A 16,835-nucleotide genomic window follows, 5' to 3' on the forward strand; every position below is an offset into this window, starting at 1 on the left:
TCACCATGGGGAAACACCGCGCCGTAGACCCGGAAACAACCGGTCCGGAGATCGCGTTGCAGCGCGAGGAGGTGGCTACTAAGCCATCCAAGTCCCAGCCGCCGGCACGGCGTGATGACTTCCGGAAAGTTCCGGGCCCCTCACCGGAGGTAGAGGCACAACGCCGTCGTACCTTAAGAAATCACAAGATTTTCGTTACGGCATTGCTTATTGTCGCCGCGATTATTTTCCTCGCGTGTTCCTGGTGGCAAAACCAGGAAGGCGGCGCGCCGACCTGGGCAGGTTATGTCCGCGCTGCTGCTGAAGCGGGCATGATTGGTGGTTTGGCGGACTGGTTTGCCGTAACCGCACTGTTTCGTCACCCTTTGGGCATTCCTATCCCGCACACAGCCCTGATTCGGGAGAAGAAGGACTCCGTCGGAGAAGCTCTTTCGGATTTTGTGGGCGAGAACTTCCTCAACGCCGAATTGATTACCGATAAGGTGTCCCAGGCTAATCTGCCTGAAAAGCTCGGCACTTGGTTGTCGCAGCAAGCCAACGCAGAAAAGGTTGCACGCGAGGCGGGGCGTTTAACTGCGAATGCAGTTCGCGCCTTAGACCCAAAAGATGCCGAACTGCTTATTCAATCGCAGTTGATTGACAAACTCGCGGAGCCACAGTGGGGGCCGCCATTGGGCAAATTGCTTGCAGGGCTTATCGAAGACGGCAAAGTTGAGCCTGTCGTTAATGAGATTATTGACTGGAGCCACAAGAAGGTTCTGACCATGGAAGATTCTGTGGTCACCTTAATTGATGAACGCATGCCCAACTGGGCGCCACGTTTTGCCCGTTCTTTGGTAGGAGAGCGCGTTTATAAAGAACTGGTTTCATGGGTTACTGATGTCAAAAACGATGACGAGCACGAAGCACGCCAGGCAATTCGCCGCGGGTTAAAGAATTTCGCCGCGGACTTGCAGTCCGATCCAGAGCTCATCGCGCGCGTGGAGTCTTTGAAATCAGACATTATGGGCTCTACTCCAGTTCAAGGTGCAGCGGAAGCTATCTGGGCTAAGGCCGCCGAAGCGATCATCGACCAAGCTGAAACTACCGATTCAATGTTGCGGCAAAAGATTGTGGAGCTGTGCTTGAAGTGGGGTACCAACATCGTGGAAGACCCACAGCTGCGTGAGTCTTTGGATAAACGCATCCAAGGTGCTGCAAGATTTTTGGCTGATAACTATGCGTCCGAGGTCACCAGCATCATCTCGGAGACCATTGAGCGCTGGGATGCAGACGAAGCCTCAGACAAAATCGAGCTCATGGTGGGCAAAGACTTACAGTTCATTCGCCTCAATGGCACGATTGTCGGTGCGATTGCCGGATTGGCTATCTATACGGTCAACCACCTGCTTTTTGGCATCTAAAGTTTTCAGATTGAAGAATATCGGGAGCGTTGAGTGACCTGTGCCGCTAATATGGAAAGCACACTAACGCGAACGAGGAGAAAATCATGGCAGACCCAACATCCCCGTATGATTCCTATGATGACGCAGTCAACGCAGACCGCGATGCTGAGGGGGCAAAGCACCGCAAGGACGAAGACACCGACGCTGGTGCGAATGAGACCTTAGAGTCTCTCAAGGCAGCAGGTACGTCCGCGCTTGGGGCGGCTAAGGAATTTACCAACCGTTTCCGCGAAGACCGTGCAGCAAACGCGGATGGTAACGAAACTCCAGAAAGTGTTGAATCTCCGGGTGAGGAGAAGAAGGGTTCTTTCTTCGACCGCGCTACGGATTTTGCGAAGGATATTGGTGGATCTGTTCGCCGAGCAGCAGAAGGTACCCGTGATACTGAGGCTTTTAGTGAAGCTAAAGAAAAAGCTGGCAGTGCCTTTGGGGTGGTGCGCGAAGAAGCAAGCGATGCCGTTAACAACGTCAAGTCGCGCATCAATGAGCGCCGAGACGCAAAGTCTGTTGACGACGCCCAAGACACGAAGCCACAAAAGGGCGATGACGTAGCTGATCCAACTGCAGAAGTGGTCGAAGGTGAAATTATCTCTTCAGATAATGACACTGACAATCAGACTGGAAATCCTAATTCTTAGTCCGAGCACCAATCTTTCTTTGCCCTCTACCGCCCACTAGGTGCATTGGGTATTAGGCTGCTAGGATCACTAAGAGTATTGCGCGCCTAGAAACTTCTGGGCGCGAACCACCTTTAATGATTGAGACTTGACTGACGCATCATGGCTTTTGCAACTAATTTTATTTTTTTCGTGAGTGTCTTCCAGAATAATCTGTTTCGCGCGCTCGCTATTGCAGCGATCGTTGGTCTCATCATGGTGGTGATGACCCGGGAGGATGCTTTTCCTGCTGGTGACCGTCAGCCGAAGATGATCTGGGCAGCAATCTTGGGCGGCTCTGCTTTCGCAATGATTTTGCCGCTGCCGATTTTGTCTTGGGTAGGAGCGGTAGCCACCGGTGTTTATTGGTTTGATGTGCGGCCGCAGTTGCGCTCCATCATCAACGGTGAATACAACTACTAGTCAGTAGAACTGTTCTGAGAAAAGAAACCATAAAAGGACAGGGCGCAGAGTACTCTGCGCCCTGTCCTTTTATACGAGTAAGCAGGGAATACTGTGTCTGATTTTCATGCTCTATCGCTGCTGGGGGCATCTGCACAGCAGGTAGAAAAGGTAGTAAAAGAGCTAGGTTCTTTGCCGCATATTGGCAACCAGCGCGTTCGCCTCGTTGTAGATCCGCCGCAGGTAACGCTAGTTGTTCAGTTGCTCAAAGAAAGCCAGCTGCCGGTCATTGTCGTTAGTGTTGCGGGATATCCCACGGGCCGGCATCACACCCTGATTAAAGCCTCAGAGGCGCGCCTAGCAGTGCAATCTGGGGCAGAGGAAATCTGGGTCAGTGTTGATGACACCATCACGGATTCAAATACGCATTTAAGTGAATTCATTACTATCCGGGAAGCCTGCCCAGACCCTATTGAGCTGGGGCTTATTGCGCCTGCCGGTGCCAATGCTGAGCCAAGTGCTCAATCTGCCGTACAGGCAGCGAGCTTGGCGGCATTTCAGCGCATCGTCTCCACCCCCGGTGCGCCGGCTTTCGAAGAAGCCGCTAGCCCCCTGGAGATAGTCGAGGTAGACCTTTAGCTTGCCGGTGCTGGTTCTTCCACTGCATCGACAGTTTGAGACATCTGGCTATTCATTTCTTTGAAATTGACGTTGTCGCCAGAGACACGAATAGACACTGCGCCGTCAATGATGGTGACATCTTCGATTGTTAAATCACCGGTGAACTGTTCCTGCATTCCCTTGCTTAGTCCTTCAGAGATGGACTGCGTTGCTTGTTCTGGCAAGGACATGCCAAAGAGCGTGGAATCAGTAGCTTCTAGTTGAATCTGACCATTGGCAGCTGAAGGGCGCAAAGAGATAGTGGCGAGCCCGCTGCCCAATTCGAAGTCCAGCACGCCAGATTCACCATTGGCGGTGATATCAGTGACGACAACGTCGCGTAGCATATCCACCCCAGACTCATTGGCGATGGAGTCTTGGAACGTTACTAGCAGGTAGTCCTCTGGAATAACCGTGGCGGCGATCATATGTCGCGCAACGGGATCGTCAGAGACGGTCATGCCTTCTATTTCAATGGTGGATTCCGGCTGACCGGTAATGACATCACCGTTAATCTGCAAGGTCGATGGCGTGTGCAAATTCAGCTGGGAGATTTCGCCTTTAGCTAAGCCGAAAATCAGCGGAGAAGAACCGAATGAAACCTCGGGTTCTTCCGATACCTCAATGCCATCTGCTTGCGCGGAGGCATGAAATTGTTCTTTAACCTGTTTTGCGGTGAACCAACGCATGCCGAACTCAGCCAGCAATACGATGATGAGCAGCACCACCAGTATGCCGACGATGATTTTCCACGCGGTTGAGCCCGCTGATTTAGTCTTTGCCATAGCTACCAGTGTGACGCATGTGCACTACTTTGGGCAACGCGAGGCACATGTCAGGGGGCTAACTCACAGCTAACCTGCAGGGGCTACAACGTCCCAGTCCACGGTGAGTACACAATCGCGGATTCGACGTCGGATAGGGTGGAGTGCAACCCCCTGCGCAATCATCAATTTACGAGCCTCGCGCCAGCGAATCCGCGGACCATGCGGGGCCCAACCAGCAGCTTGCGCCCAGGCGGCGTCGGCAGCCTGCAGCAGCTCATAAATTGGCTCGCCCGGTACGTTGCGGTGAATAAGTACCTTGGGCAAACGCTCGGCCAATTGCGAGGGAGTTTCCACATCAAATGGGTCCCACGCCAAAGTTAAAGTCTTAGGGCCATTGGCATCTAATAAAATCCAGGTGCTGCGTCGCCCGAGTTCATCGCAGGTGCCTTCGACGAAGAAACCTCCCGGTGCCAGGCGCGAAGTTACAGACTCCCAGGCCGCAGGAACCTGGTCCACGTCATACTGGCGCAAGACATTAAAGGCACGCACAAGCTGCGGGCGGTAGTTGCGCAATTCGAATCCGCCTAGTTCAAAGTTCACGCCATCGCGCGGAGGCAAAACCCGCTCGGGATTAATCTCTAATCCGGTAACGCGCACATTCGGATTCACGGTGCGCAGCCAGCGGGCCCACTCCACGGTGGTGGTGAAAGACGCGCCATAGCCCACATCTAAAGCCAATGGTGCATCCGTCATGCGCAGCAAGGAGGAGATTTCAGGGTGATAAGCCATCCACCGGTCGCAGCGCCTTAGCCGGTTGTGGTTGGTGGTGCCGCGGGTAATAACGCCAAAAGGCCGACCAGCAACCGCGTCAGCGCGCAGGTTATGTGCATGGTCGGCCATGGAAAAATAAAGCCCGTGTGCTTAGAAAAGTCGAAGTGGAGAAAACCTTAGAGGTTCTCAGAAATCCACTGATCAGCGAGTTTAGCTTCGTTGCCGAAGAGCTCTTCTAGTGCTTCAGCAACCTTAGGTTCAATAGCAGCACCCATCAATGGGATGTTGATGGAGACGTCAGTGGTGTAGTTCAGGTCGGTCTTCTCGCCTGCGCCAACCAGGTTGATATCGCCCTTGAAATCTACTGGGGTGCCCTTGACATCAGCGTTGAAAGCGGTGGTGAACTTCTCCGCATCCAAGCCGCCGATGTTGAGCACGCGCTTGACCTTCAGAGACTGAGAGACCATGGCGCGAACAGCTTCTGGCAGAAGGGTGGTTGGCAAAACCTCGAACAGGGTTACTTCTTCAGTGGTGAACTCGTTGACCTCACCTGGTTCAGGGGAGAGGTTGGCGGTAATGAACTCCCAAAATTCCTTGGTGGAGTATGCCTTGTGCACCTTTTCAATGGGGTGATTGATAGTTACGGTGTTTTCGCTACGGGTTGACATGCTTAACAGACTACCTTGGTAAGGGTGAACGATGAATTAATGACCCAGCACCTGAAAGAATTCGTCGGCGTGGAAATAGATACCACTTCTACTTTCGCCGACATGACCACGTTGCGCGTGGGCGGAAAACCCCGCTACACCGTGCGTTGTAGCAATGCGGATGCCGCAAGCTTTGTCGTCCGCGTGCTTGATTCAGAAAATATCCCCTTGGTCATTGTTGGGGATGGCTCTAACCTTTTGGTGGCGGATGCGTCCATGGGCCAGGCGGATTTAGATTATGTCGTGGTCTCACTGGATTTTCCACACATTCAGGTCAACCAGGATTCCGGCATTGTGCGCGCGGGGGCTGGCGCCAATTGGGACAAAGTGGTGGCAGAAGCTGTCGATGCAGGCCTCGGCGGCATTGAGTGCCTCTCCGGTATCCCGGGGCGCGCTGGTGCCGTACCGGTACAAAACGTGGGCGCTTATGGCACCGAAGTATCAGATGTCTTAACCTGGGTGCGCTTGTATGACCGTAAGACGCAAGTTGATGAGTGGGTTGAAGCCTCCACGTTGAATCTGCGCTATCGCTACTCGAATATTAAATTTACCCAGCGTGCCGTCGTATTAGCCATTGAGATGCAGCTGACTACCGATGGTTTATCCGCACCGCTGAACTTCCGTCAGCTGACCGAGAACCCCGGTGAGCGCCGGCCGGTCAAGGAGATACGTGACACCGTATTAGAGCTTCGTCGCGGCAAGGGTATGGTCTTAAATCCCAACGATAGGGATACCTGGTCTGCGGGTTCCTTCTTTACCAACCCAATTGTGCCGGCAGAAAAGGCCGACGAGGTCGCGCAGCGTGTTGCCGCCAAGCTTGGCGATGAAGTCGCCGAGACCATGCCACGCTTCGATGCTGAGGGCGGCAAGAAGCTTTCAGCTGCGTGGCTCATTGAGCGCGCCGGGTTCAAGCGTGGTTACCCTGGTATCGAGGCGCAAGCTCGCTTGTCGACGCTCCATACCCTCGCGCTCACCAACCGCGGTGAGGCAACGTCTAAGGACATTGTGGACTTGGCGCGCACCATTCGCGATGGCGTCTTCGATGAATTCGGCGTCAAGCTCGTTCCTGAACCAGTTTGGCTCGGCACCGAAATCTAGGGCGAAAATTTAACGGGAATCAGGAGAGCCTATTGTGGTACATCTTGTACAAGATGTACTAATCGAATTATGAGCACTGAAGTAACTACCAGCGAGTTTCGCAATGAACAGAGCCGCTACCTCGACGCTGCTCAGCGTGAGCCCGTTTCAATTCTCAGCCGTGGGGCTCGCCGTCGTGCAGTCGTTGTCTCTCCTGATTTCTTCGATCGCGCAATTGAAGCTCTTGAGGATATGGAAGGTATCCGCGCTGCTGCGGCTGCCCGTCGAGAGGGCGGCGAAATGACTCTTAAAGAACTCAAGGCTGAGTTCGGTCTGGATTAATCTCTAAACAAATGTCCGAATCCAAATACTCGGTGTCGTTTAGAACTGCAGGGAGGAAGCGGCGAGTACCGCATTCGGGTCGGCTCTTATCGCGTGGTTTATGAAATTCAAGATAAACAGCTAATAATTCTCGTTCTTAATGTGGGGCATCGCAGAGAGATATATCGATAGAAAGACTGCCCACACGTTTGCAATCAACAAGGTTCAAACGTGTGGGCAGTACTTTTATTTATCAGCCTGATGCTTGTCGAATTCAGCAAAAGCTGTCAGGAGATCCAAGGTTGAACCCCGCTCAGCTTTGTTCTGGACGGGCTCTTCAACCTGTGTCAAAAGAGGAGTGTAGGAACGGTTGGTAGTGTTCTCAAGTCCGATGCCAATACACTCGGCATAGGGCTCTTCCTCAACGGGGCCAATTGCCCAGCATGTCCCGGTGGTCGCGATCATCCACGTGCCGGCAATGACGAGGATGAACAAGCTCCCTCCTGGTTGGATGTGGTTTCCCACAGTACCAATTCCGGGAGGGAGCTAATTTCTCTTGCGTGGCGTTAGCCTGTTAACTGCACCTTACTTAGCCGGAGGGAAAGTGCCTTCGGCGGTGAGACGGATGTCGTCGTCAAGCAAGAGCGCGATTTCTGCGGCCTTGTCTGCGGCGACTGGGCCGTAGTTCTCAATCTCTACAGTGCCAGCTGCCTCAGGCAGGCGGCGGCCGTCGATGACCTCGAACAAGGTCTCCTTGCCAATCATGCCGGCTTCGAAGCGAGCAGCACCAGCAGCCAGACGAGCATTGGCCTTCTCGCGCCACTCGTTAGCAGCCTCAGCAGATACCTGCTGAGCAACGGCAGCCTCGAAGACACCTGGGTGAGCGTAAACCAGCAGGGCGCCGACGTGGCCGAAGCCCAGGGAGGTCAGAGCTGCGGCCTTCACCGGACGGTTAGCTGCTTCCACATCAAGTGGGGAACGCAGCCAGACCAGGTTCTTCGCCTTAGCCTCAATCAGCGGGTCAACACAGTCTAAGGACTGGTTGGCTGGGATGCGGCCAGTGCGGAAGACGTCAATCAAACCACCGGTCTGGAACAGTGCTGCACCAGCCTTGGAGTGACCAGTCAAGGTCTTCTGCGAGATGACGAACAGTGGCTGGTCCACGTCGCGGCCAATAGCTGGCCACAGGATGGAGTGTAGCTCCGACTCGTTCGGGTCATTAGCGTTGGTGGAAGTGTCGTGCTTGGACAGAACCGAAACATCGTTCGGGGTCAGACCAAGCCCTGCCAGGCCCTTGGCTAGACGGGAGTTCTTACGTCCACGGCCAGCACCCAAAGCACCCAGACCTGGAGCAGGAATGGAGGTGTGTGCACCGTCTCCGTAAGAAGCCGCGTGAGCAACTACAGCGTAGACCGGAAGACCCATCTCACGAGCCAAGGAACCACGAACCAGAAGCACGGTACCGCCGCCTTCTGCCTCGAGGAAGCCGCCACGACGACGGTCATTCGCACGGGAGATGAAGCGGTCATCGATGCCCTGGTCGGTCATCTTCTTGGTCTCAGCGGTTGCATTCATGTCGCCGAAGCCGGTCAAAGACTCAACCTGAACGTCATCAATACCACCGGCAACAACCAGGTCAGCCTTGCCCAGAGCAATCTTGTCAACGCCCTCTTCGATGGATACCGCAGCGGTTGCACAAGCACCGATTGGGTGAATCATCGAACCATAGCCGCCAACCAGCGACTGCATGGTGTGCGCTGCAATAACGTTTGGCAGAGCTTCCTGCAGGATGTCGGACGGACGGTCCTCGCCGAGCAGACGGGTAACGAATACCTTGTGCAGGGATTCCATGCCGCCGATACCGGTACCTTGCGTGGTTGCAACCTGACCTGGGTGGATTACCTGCAGCAACTCAGCTGGGCTGAAACCTGCTTGGGTAAACGCATCGACTGCGGTGACCAGGTTCCATACGGCCATGCGGTCGAGAGCATCCAGCATGTGATCTGGGATGCCCCACTTGGCAGCATCGAAGTGGTCAGGCATCTGGCCCGCAACGGTACGGGTCAAGGTTGCCTTGCGTGGAACACGCGCGGTTGCGCCCTTGAGGCGGGTGACTTCCCACTCGCCGTCAACTTCACGCAGCTTGGTGAAGCTTGGGTCTGCTTCTTCAATGTCGCGTGCTTCTTGCTCAGATGCAACGGTGAAGACAATATCGCGGTCCAAGAATACGGAGGTCAGGTCAATGGAGCCCTGGTCAACCATGTTGTTCTTGTCGGTCAGGGTACGGATACCGGAGCGAGCAACAACCTCATCGCGGAAGCGGTTGTAGATATCCGCTTCGTCGACTTCGTTGCCCTCTTCGTCGTACCAGGCTGGACGTGGGTCATTTGCCCACTGCACCAGACCGGTCATCCATGCCAACTCCAAAACGCCAGCTGCAGTCAGGTCAACAGCACCGTCGCGCTGCAGGCCGTATTCTGCCTCGAAGCGGGTACGGCCGGATCCCCAGGAGGAAACCTCGCCGACACCTGCGATGACAACCATGTCATCAAGGTCGGTGGTGACATCGCCAACTTCGCCTTCGGCAAGTGGTGCGGGAAGCTCGACTTGGCGCGTGTTTGGCAAAGCAGCGATGGTTGCCTTTTCTGCTTGGAGAGTGCTGTTCGATTCGTTAGAAGCGGACGCACTCTCTGCCTCTTCGCGGACCTGCGCTGCAAGCTCAGAGATGGAAATCTTGGAAGAACCAAGGCCACCGGTCAGATCCAGCTCGAGTGGAGCCTCGGCTGCCTGTGCGCGGGACTCAGCGGATGCCAAAGACATCAGCTCAGAAGAAATCTCCTCTGGGTCCCAGACGTGGATGCCAGCTTGTTCTGCAGCTGGAATCAGGATGTCGTTGCCACCCATCAGGGAAGTACCGGAAACCCAGCCAATCTTTGCCTGCGCCAGGGTAACACCTTCTGGCCAACCTGCTTCAGCAGACCACTTCGCCAAGATAGCGTCCAAGGCTGCCTTGACTTCGCCGTAAGCGCCGTCTCCGCCGAACATGCCGCGGTTCGGGGAACCTGGCAGAACGATGTGGCAACGGGTATCAACTGCTTGCTGCGCAAGGTTGGACAGACCAGCAATCGTGCGCTCAACCGACCACAGCAGCAGACGGGTCTGGTTTTCAGCCTGTGGGCCAGCATCAGCAACTGAACCAGACACGGAAGGTGCGGCGAATGGGAATGCCAAGGTTGGGGTCAGCGCTGGCTTGGTGATCTTGACTTCGTTGCCAACAGATTCACGCTGCTCAGTACCAATCCAGTCGATGAGAGCATCGACATCGCGGTAGGAGCTCAAGTTCGCAGGAACCACCCACAGGGCAGCGCCTGGAATTGCGTGTGCAGCATAGAGCTTGCGGGCGAATTCCTTACGGGATTGGCTTACGCGTGATGCGGTCATAATGACGGTGGCGCCGCCTTCAAGCAGACGCTCAACCAATGCGGTTGCAATCGAGCCAGGGGCTGCACCGGTAACCAGTGCGACATCGCCAGCGAACTCACCGTCGAGTTCCTCGCGTGCGGCAGCAGCAATAGCCTGCAAGGTAGCAGCCGGGGTGGCCTTCGCGTGTGCGCCGGTGGCAGCAGCAGGGTTATTAGCCCACCACTCCGCCTGCTTGGCGATGGTCTCTCCGGTTCCACGGAAACGCTCCGCTGGAAGATCCAGCTCACCGAGTGCTACGCGCGCAAGGTCTTCACGCGCTGATGCCCAGCGGTCATCGAAAAGCACTGCGCGCTTCGCGTCGAAGGATGGGGTGACGGTCTTTGCCCAACCGGAACCAAGCTCGGCCTCGACGGTCTCGAACAAGGTGTTGTCGGTCTCTGGGGTCTCTGGTGCTTCTTCCACCAGACCCAACTGGGACAGGACCTGACGAGCAGCAGTTGCCAGAACACCGTTTTCACCGGTGACGGTATCTGCATAAGCATCCAGTGCTGCGGAGTCAACAACTCCACCGCCGCCGCCAGCTCCAGCCGAGCCCATGGACACGGAAGTGCCGTGAGCTGCTGCGACAGCCTGAACTGCGGCATCGACAAGAGCGTCAACGTCAGACTTGGAAGAAGCTGTGGTCGGAACGGTAGACAGGGAGCCACCGCGCACGGAGTCCTCATCGCGGGAGCCGAGCAAGATTTCGGCCTCAACGTGTGCAGCCCAGGACTGGGGCAAGCCCCAGGTGCCGGTAACGCGCTCAGAGATGTATGCGGGCTTTACACCTGCTGCACCGGTGAGCTGGCGCAGACGTGCGGTCACAGCCTCGGAAAGGACAACGCCGAATGGGGAGTAGCCCGGAGCTGCAGTCTTGACGCGCTCACGCAGGGTAGCCACGTCAGCATCAGCAGCACCATCAATAGCTGGTACGCCGATTTCTGCGGACATATCCATGAGCAACTGGTTACGGCGGGAAGAGACACCATTAGTGAGCTCTTCAACCGTATCGGTGTCATTGATCTGGTCCTGGCGGATCTTGTTCTGGAATGCGAACAGAACCATAATCGCCTCAGCTGCGCTAAATGGCAGGTCCGGAGCGTCAGCCGCAGCAGTACCGCCAGCTGGAGCAGCGGAAGGTGCCGGTGCGGCAGCAACGGTCTGTGCCTCAGCAGAAGGAATAGACTGAGTGTTGTCAGAGGCAGCCGCTGCCGACGCCTCAGCGGTATCCCCGCTGAGACCAGCCGCAGAGGTGGACGAGGTTGCTTCGCCTTCTTCAGCATCGAAGGTTTGAGCTGGTGCTTCTTTCACGTCTTGCAGCATGACCTGATCCTGGTCGCGCTCAACGTTGAATACTGGCAGGTCAACGCCCGCGATATCCATGGAACGCTTAGCCAGGTTGGTCAAGGTAGGCGATGCCGCGAGACCAACTTCAATGATCTGGTCTACTTCATCAAAGAGCAGTTCCTGGGTTTCAATCCAGCGCACTGGTGATGCGAACTGCCAGGACAACAGCTCAATCATGAGCAGACGAGCAAGGGACTGCTCATCGAGGTCTTCGACCTTGAGGTTGTCCAGCTTGCCGGAAGGAGCCAGTGGCTTAACCTTCTCGATGAATTCCTGGGTGAGCTCGAATGGGGAAGCCACCAGGTTTGGCACATAACGGCCAACCAGTGCGTCCAAGTCGAGGGTTTCTGGCAGCAGCTCATCGAGCTTTTCAGCGAACGCTGGAACGCCGCCGCGCAGAACCTGGGAGTGGAAAGGCACGTCAATGCCAGGAACCGTGACATATGCGCGGTCCTTGACGGAGTTAGCCTTCTTCTTCAACGCCGCAAGACCTGCCTTGGTACCCGCGATGGAGTACTGCTGGCCAGCGATGTTGTAGTTGACGATTTCGAGGAATTCGCCGGTTTCTTCAGCGGTCTGAGCAATGTATGCCTCAACCTCATCAGCTGGAACACCAATCATGTTTGGACGCAGTGCGCCCATGCCGTAGTTGGAGTTACCGTCTTCGTCGCGCTCAACCAAGGTGCCCATTGCGGAACCACGGGAGTAAACGATGTCGATGACTGCTTCGAGGTCGAAGATATTCGCCAACGATGCCAGCGCGGTGTACTCACCAAGGGAGTGACCGGCATACATGGAGTTGGTACCCAAAGCGCCAGCTTCGCGCAGACGCTCAGTCTGAGCGTAAGCAACAACAGCAAGCGCAACCTGGGTGAACTGGGTCAGGTGCAGGACACCGTTCGGGTGGATGAACTTGGTGCCGCGAACAACCAGCTCGGTTGGGTTGTCGTCGATGATCTGACGGATGGAGAATCCCAGTGCGGTGCGGGTGTGGCGGTCAGCACGACGCCATACTTCGCGTGCAGCTGCCGATGCATCGCGGTCACCACGGCCCATGCCCTCAGCCTGGATGCCCTGGCCTGGGTAAACATAAGCGGTGCGTGGCTGCGCCATCAGAGCCTGACCGCGAGATACTACCTCGCCGTCGATACGACAGGTGACCTCGAATGCAGCGTGGATGCCCTTGCGGCCAACGCGCTCGACGGTGATCTCAACTTCATCGTTAAGCTGCACCATGCCGAACATGGAGTAGGTCCAGCCCACAACGGTGCCGTGGTTGCCAGCGAGGTGCTGAGCGGTAGCCGAGAGCCACATGCCGTGCACCAGTGGTGCCTCGAGGTTGACCAGGCGAGCTGCGTTGGTGGAGGTGTGAATTGGGTTGTAGTCACCAGAAACCAGCGCGAATGGGGTCATATCCGCAGGTGCGGTGACATATGCGCGGTCGACGAAGGAACGTGGAGTGACCTCTACCTTGTCCTGGGACTTTCCGCCGCCCCATGCTGGAGCAGGAACCGGAACGGAGGTACCAGTCGCGCGACCACGGATGGCGAAGCGCTGCATCTGTGTTGCCACGACTTCTTGGGTCTGTGCATCGCGCAGTTCCAGCTCAACGGTGACAATACGGCCAGCGTTGGACTCAGCGATGGATGCACAACGGGAAGTTACGTCAATGCGACGGCCTTCGCCCTTTGCGCCTTGTGCCAGTTCGTCGAGAGGAACGCGCACGTCCACGACGTGGTCAAGGTGAACTGCGTTGAGCAGGCCTTCAATGACTGGGAAGTCGGTGCCAGCTGGCTCGCCGTGTTCTTCGGTCAAACGGCCGGTGCCCAGCGCGGTGTAGATTGCTGGCCAGCAAGGTCCAACCAAAGCATCTGGGGCGCCCGCATTGACGGTGCCCAGTGCAGCGCCGGTAACCGCGGTGTGTGCGGTCAGCAAGGTGGAAGGCAAGGTGAAGGAGTATTCGACCAGGCCGTATGGGTTTTCTTCAGAAACAGAACCTTCGATGACCTTTGGCAAAGCGGTGATTTCATCGCCGGTCTCGGAGATAGAACCAACACCAGCAACGCCTGCGAGCAGGTCAAAGACTGCCTTTGGCAGACGTGCATCATCTACAACTGGGGACGCACCGGTTGCTACTGCCTCAGACAGTGCAACCGGGATATCGACGTGCTGGACGTAGAAAGGGCGCTGCTCTTCAGGCAGGTTATCCCAGTAAGAGTCAGAGTTGATGCGAATTGCAAAGCCTTCGCCATCATCAACGATGTCGAATGCTTCTTCTGGCAGCTCATATGCAGGGTTAGCAATGAGGTGGCCGTGCCACATAATGGTTGGCGCGTTGCGCAGGAACTCTTCTGCGTTCTTGGCAGAAGCCAAGCGGGAGTAGAGCTCAACTGGCTTGACGCCGGCATCGTTAAGCGCTGCGGTGGTGGCATCTTCGAAGCGGCCCAGCAGCTCAGCTACTGGCTCATTCTTCTTGGTAATACCTGCAACCGCGACTGGACCAGGAATGATACGAACGCCATCAGCGTCGTAGCGTGGGTCCTGTGCCTGCCACAAGGTGTCCTTTGCGAACCATTCCTTAAGGTCACCGTCAATAGCGGTGGTCCATGGCATTGGCTTAACGTGCTTGCGGATAAGGGTTGGGAACCAAGCCTCATCACGAGTGTTGACCTTGGTGATCTTCGCATTCGGGTAAGCAGCAATAAGCTTTGCTACTGCCTCTGGTGCGTTCTCGGAATCTTCGAGTGATGGGAATAGGGTAGGGATTTCACCGTGGTCTGCTTCGTTGAGACGAGCCTCAACGCGCTGCAGGAGATCGTGGAAACGGTCGTGCCAGGTTGGATCAACCCATGGGTAGGCCTGTTCTGCGAAGCGGGAAACCCACTGCTCGTAGGTCATTTCGGAGACGTCGCCGAAGTAAGGCTTCGAGGTCTTTGCCAAAGCCGCGATGATTTCATTACGACGGGAGTCGTATTCCTCGATTGGGATCGAGGTGATCAGGCGAGATGCCTTCGCGAACGAGTTATCAATCTCGTGCAGGTCAGCCAACAGGTGAGACTGGGAGGAGGAAACGCCGCCGTCAGCCTTCAAACGGCCAACCCAGCCGCCGTTGGTATCTGGGGTGATACCTGGGGTGTCAACGAGCAGCTGCTTAACGTCATCGTTAGCGGTTGCTTCCTTGGTTGCCATGGCTACGGTGCCCAAGAAGACACCATCAACCGGCATGATTGGAAGGCCGTACTTGGTGGACCAGGAACCGGTCAGGTACTCGGATGCGCGGTCCGGGGAGTAGATGCCGCCACCGACGGTGATGGCAAGGTTGTCATGCTGGCGTGCTGCTGCATAGGTAGCAAGCAGCATCTCATCCAGGTCAACCCAGGAGTGGTGGCCACCAGCGTGGCCGTCTTCGATCTGGACGATGACGCGGTGAGAAGGGTTATCTGCAGCAATTGCGATGCAGTCCTGAATCTGCTTGGTGGTACCTGGCTTGAAAGAGATATAAGGGAAGCCATCAGCGGTGAGCTGATCCAGCAATTCTGTTGCTTCTTCTGGCTCAGGGATACCAGCGGAGATGGTCACACCGGTAAAGGCAGCACCATTTGCACGAGCCTTAGGCACGATACGTGCCTGACCGAACTGCAGGTTCCACAGGTAGCGGTCGAAGAACATGGTGTTAAACGCTGCGGTGCGGCCTGGCTCTAAAAGCTCCATCATGCCATCTTTGTTGATGGTGAAAGCTTCGTCAGAGTACTGTCCGCCACCGGCCATCTCTGACCAGTAGCCACCGTTTGCTGCTGCAGCAACGATGCCTGGATCCATGGTCGTTGGGGTCATGCCGCCCAAGATGATTGGGGACATACCGGTCCACTCAGAGAAACGGGTCTGAGTGTAGGACTTGCCGTTAGGCAGGGAGATGAGCTTTGGTGAGAACTCTTCGTAGTTCACAGCGGTTGGCAGCTCGGTGCCTGGGGTTGCCAGGTTATCGCGCTCAGCGGCGGTAGCAGCTGGAATAACAACCTTGCCGGTGCCAGTGATCAGTGGTGCGGTCAAAGAAGACAGGCCACGATCCAGGGAAATCAGATAGTTACTGTTGAGAGCGTTCACGCTCTCAACCCAGTTGTGTGGCTGAACCAAGATGGAATCAGCGAGCTCACGCGCAAGATCTGCATCCAGGCCACACTGGGTGGCGTATTCGACGGTCAGATCCGCTGCTGCCTGCAAGGAAGCGTGGTGGAAAGGAAGAGCAACGCGCAATACGTCAAAGACTGGGTTGATCTCAGAACCACCAATCAGACGCTCTTCGAGCGCCTCATTGTAAGACTCAGCTGCCTGCGCAATGTTGGACTCGGTCTTTGCCAAGTCTTCTGGGGTGCCGGACAGTGCGAAGTGTACGCGGCCGTTAACTACAGCAATAGCTGCGTCACCAGCGAGGTACTCTTCGATCATCTCGCGTGGCACGCCACGTACAGACAGCATGTGGGAGCGGGAGTCATTCGCGCCCTGGGTGACAGCAGCTGCAGTACCCATCAAAACTGCCAAGGCCAGGGCCTGGCGTGCATCCTTCACGGCTGCAACGCCCAAAGAGCCCTGGGAGTGACCAGCAAGCTGCGCGGAATCTACATCCACGCCCAGCTCGCGCAGGTGCTCGATGGCACCGATTTGTCCCAAAACAATGCCTGGGATGGAGTATGCCGGGTATGCGTCATATTCCTTAGCCACTGGGCTTTCATCAGCCGGGGTGTTAGCTAGTTCTTCTAAACGCTCATAAACTCCTGGGCAAGAAGACGCGATGATGCGTGCTACCGGGCCGGTGGTCGTGCGTACTTCTTTTAAGATGTCGCGCAGCTGTGCTGCCTGGTGTGGGCTGGCTGCGGCATCGGCGATGGCCTTTTGCCATGCAGAACCCTGACCTGCAAACAGCACTGCCGGGGCAGTGCTGTCATTAGACAAGGTGTGCAAGGGGGTCAACGACATATTAAATAGTCCTCTTTAAACGTATCGGTGAAAGGTTTATGGCTTTTCCCTAAGCCAGAAAATATGACGCGATAGGCGTCCGGGGTTTGCTACACGAAAACAAACTATCGCGATTACGCCACCGTAGCCTACTTAGGCGTAAGTTGGCGGCCTCACACGCCCAAATGTGAGGTTTTTCTCATATTTATAGAATATGTAACCGATCGATGTCTGACCACGTCAATCACCATGAAAGAGCTCGCCAAA

At 55.9% G+C, this 16,835-nt stretch carries 12 protein-coding genes; 7 read left to right on the top strand and 5 right to left on the bottom strand.

The window, feature by feature from the left end; genetic code table 11:
• Window positions 1-5 precede the first annotated feature (5 nt).
• The 4 genes from CSTAT_RS01800 (at window position 6) to CSTAT_RS01815 (ending at window position 3,142) form a co-directional block, all read left to right on the top strand.
• Complete coding sequence (locus CSTAT_RS01800; RefSeq protein WP_075722277.1) at window positions 6-1,403, top strand: DUF445 domain-containing protein; 1,398 nt, start codon at window positions 6-8, stop codon at window positions 1,401-1,403.
• A gap of 86 nt (window positions 1,404-1,489) precedes the next feature.
• Entirely contained in the window at window positions 1,490-2,083 is a 594-nt protein-coding gene (locus CSTAT_RS01805; RefSeq protein ID WP_075722278.1) for a CGLAU_01105 family protein, read from the top strand.
• A 141-nt stretch (window positions 2,084-2,224) separates the two neighbouring features.
• Window positions 2,225-2,524, top strand: coding sequence for a DUF2516 family protein (locus CSTAT_RS01810; protein ID WP_066792332.1), 300 nt, complete (start codon window positions 2,225-2,227; stop codon window positions 2,522-2,524).
• Between the two features lie 93 nt (window positions 2,525-2,617).
• Window positions 2,618-3,142, top strand: coding sequence for a hypothetical protein (locus CSTAT_RS01815; protein WP_075722279.1), 525 nt, complete (start codon window positions 2,618-2,620; stop codon window positions 3,140-3,142).
• Here the strand turns inward: CSTAT_RS01815 and CSTAT_RS01820 are convergent.
• The 3 genes from CSTAT_RS01820 to CSTAT_RS01830 form a co-directional block, all read right to left on the bottom strand.
• Window positions 3,139-3,948, bottom strand: coding sequence for an LmeA family phospholipid-binding protein (locus tag CSTAT_RS01820; RefSeq protein WP_066792334.1), 810 nt, complete (start codon window positions 3,946-3,948; stop codon window positions 3,139-3,141). The genes CSTAT_RS01815 and CSTAT_RS01820 overlap by 4 nt on opposite strands.
• A gap of 69 nt (window positions 3,949-4,017) precedes the next feature.
• Window positions 4,018-4,830 (bottom strand): class I SAM-dependent methyltransferase, encoded by an 813-nt coding sequence (locus tag CSTAT_RS01825; protein ID WP_075722280.1) that lies wholly within the window; start codon window positions 4,828-4,830, stop codon window positions 4,018-4,020.
• Window positions 4,831-4,877: 47 nt separating this feature from the next.
• Entirely contained in the window at window positions 4,878-5,369 is a 492-nt protein-coding gene (locus CSTAT_RS01830) for a DUF2505 domain-containing protein (RefSeq protein ID WP_066792336.1), read from the bottom strand.
• A 24-nt stretch (window positions 5,370-5,393) separates the two neighbouring features.
• Between CSTAT_RS01830 and CSTAT_RS01835 the strand changes: the two genes are divergently transcribed.
• From CSTAT_RS01835 to CSTAT_RS13895, 3 genes are all read left to right on the top strand, one after another.
• A complete protein-coding gene (locus CSTAT_RS01835; protein ID WP_066792337.1) occupies window positions 5,394-6,506 on the top strand; it encodes a UDP-N-acetylmuramate dehydrogenase in 1,113 nt (370 codons plus the stop codon).
• Between the two features lie 69 nt (window positions 6,507-6,575).
• Complete coding sequence (locus tag CSTAT_RS01840) at window positions 6,576-6,827, top strand: type II toxin-antitoxin system prevent-host-death family antitoxin (protein WP_075722281.1); 252 nt, start codon at window positions 6,576-6,578, stop codon at window positions 6,825-6,827.
• Between the two features lie 45 nt (window positions 6,828-6,872).
• Complete coding sequence (locus CSTAT_RS13895; protein ID WP_083640881.1) at window positions 6,873-6,998, top strand: type II toxin-antitoxin system RelE family toxin; 126 nt, start codon at window positions 6,873-6,875, stop codon at window positions 6,996-6,998.
• A 54-nt stretch (window positions 6,999-7,052) separates the two neighbouring features.
• Here the strand turns inward: CSTAT_RS13895 and CSTAT_RS01850 are convergent, their stop codons facing one another.
• Together CSTAT_RS01850 and CSTAT_RS01855 are read right to left on the bottom strand one after the other, a co-directional pair.
• On the bottom strand, window positions 7,053-7,301 hold the full coding sequence (locus CSTAT_RS01850; RefSeq protein ID WP_075722282.1) for a hypothetical protein: 249 nt from the start codon (window positions 7,299-7,301) through the stop codon (window positions 7,053-7,055).
• Between the two features lie 90 nt (window positions 7,302-7,391).
• Window positions 7,392-16,589: a type I polyketide synthase gene (locus CSTAT_RS01855; protein ID WP_075722283.1), complete on the bottom strand. Its 9,198-nt coding sequence runs from the start codon at window positions 16,587-16,589 to the stop codon at window positions 7,392-7,394.
• Window positions 16,590-16,835 lie beyond the last annotated feature (246 nt).

Origin of the sequence: Corynebacterium stationis (assembly GCF_001941345.1) — a bacterium.
Classification (GTDB): Bacteria; Actinomycetota; Actinomycetes; order Mycobacteriales; family Mycobacteriaceae; genus Corynebacterium; species Corynebacterium stationis.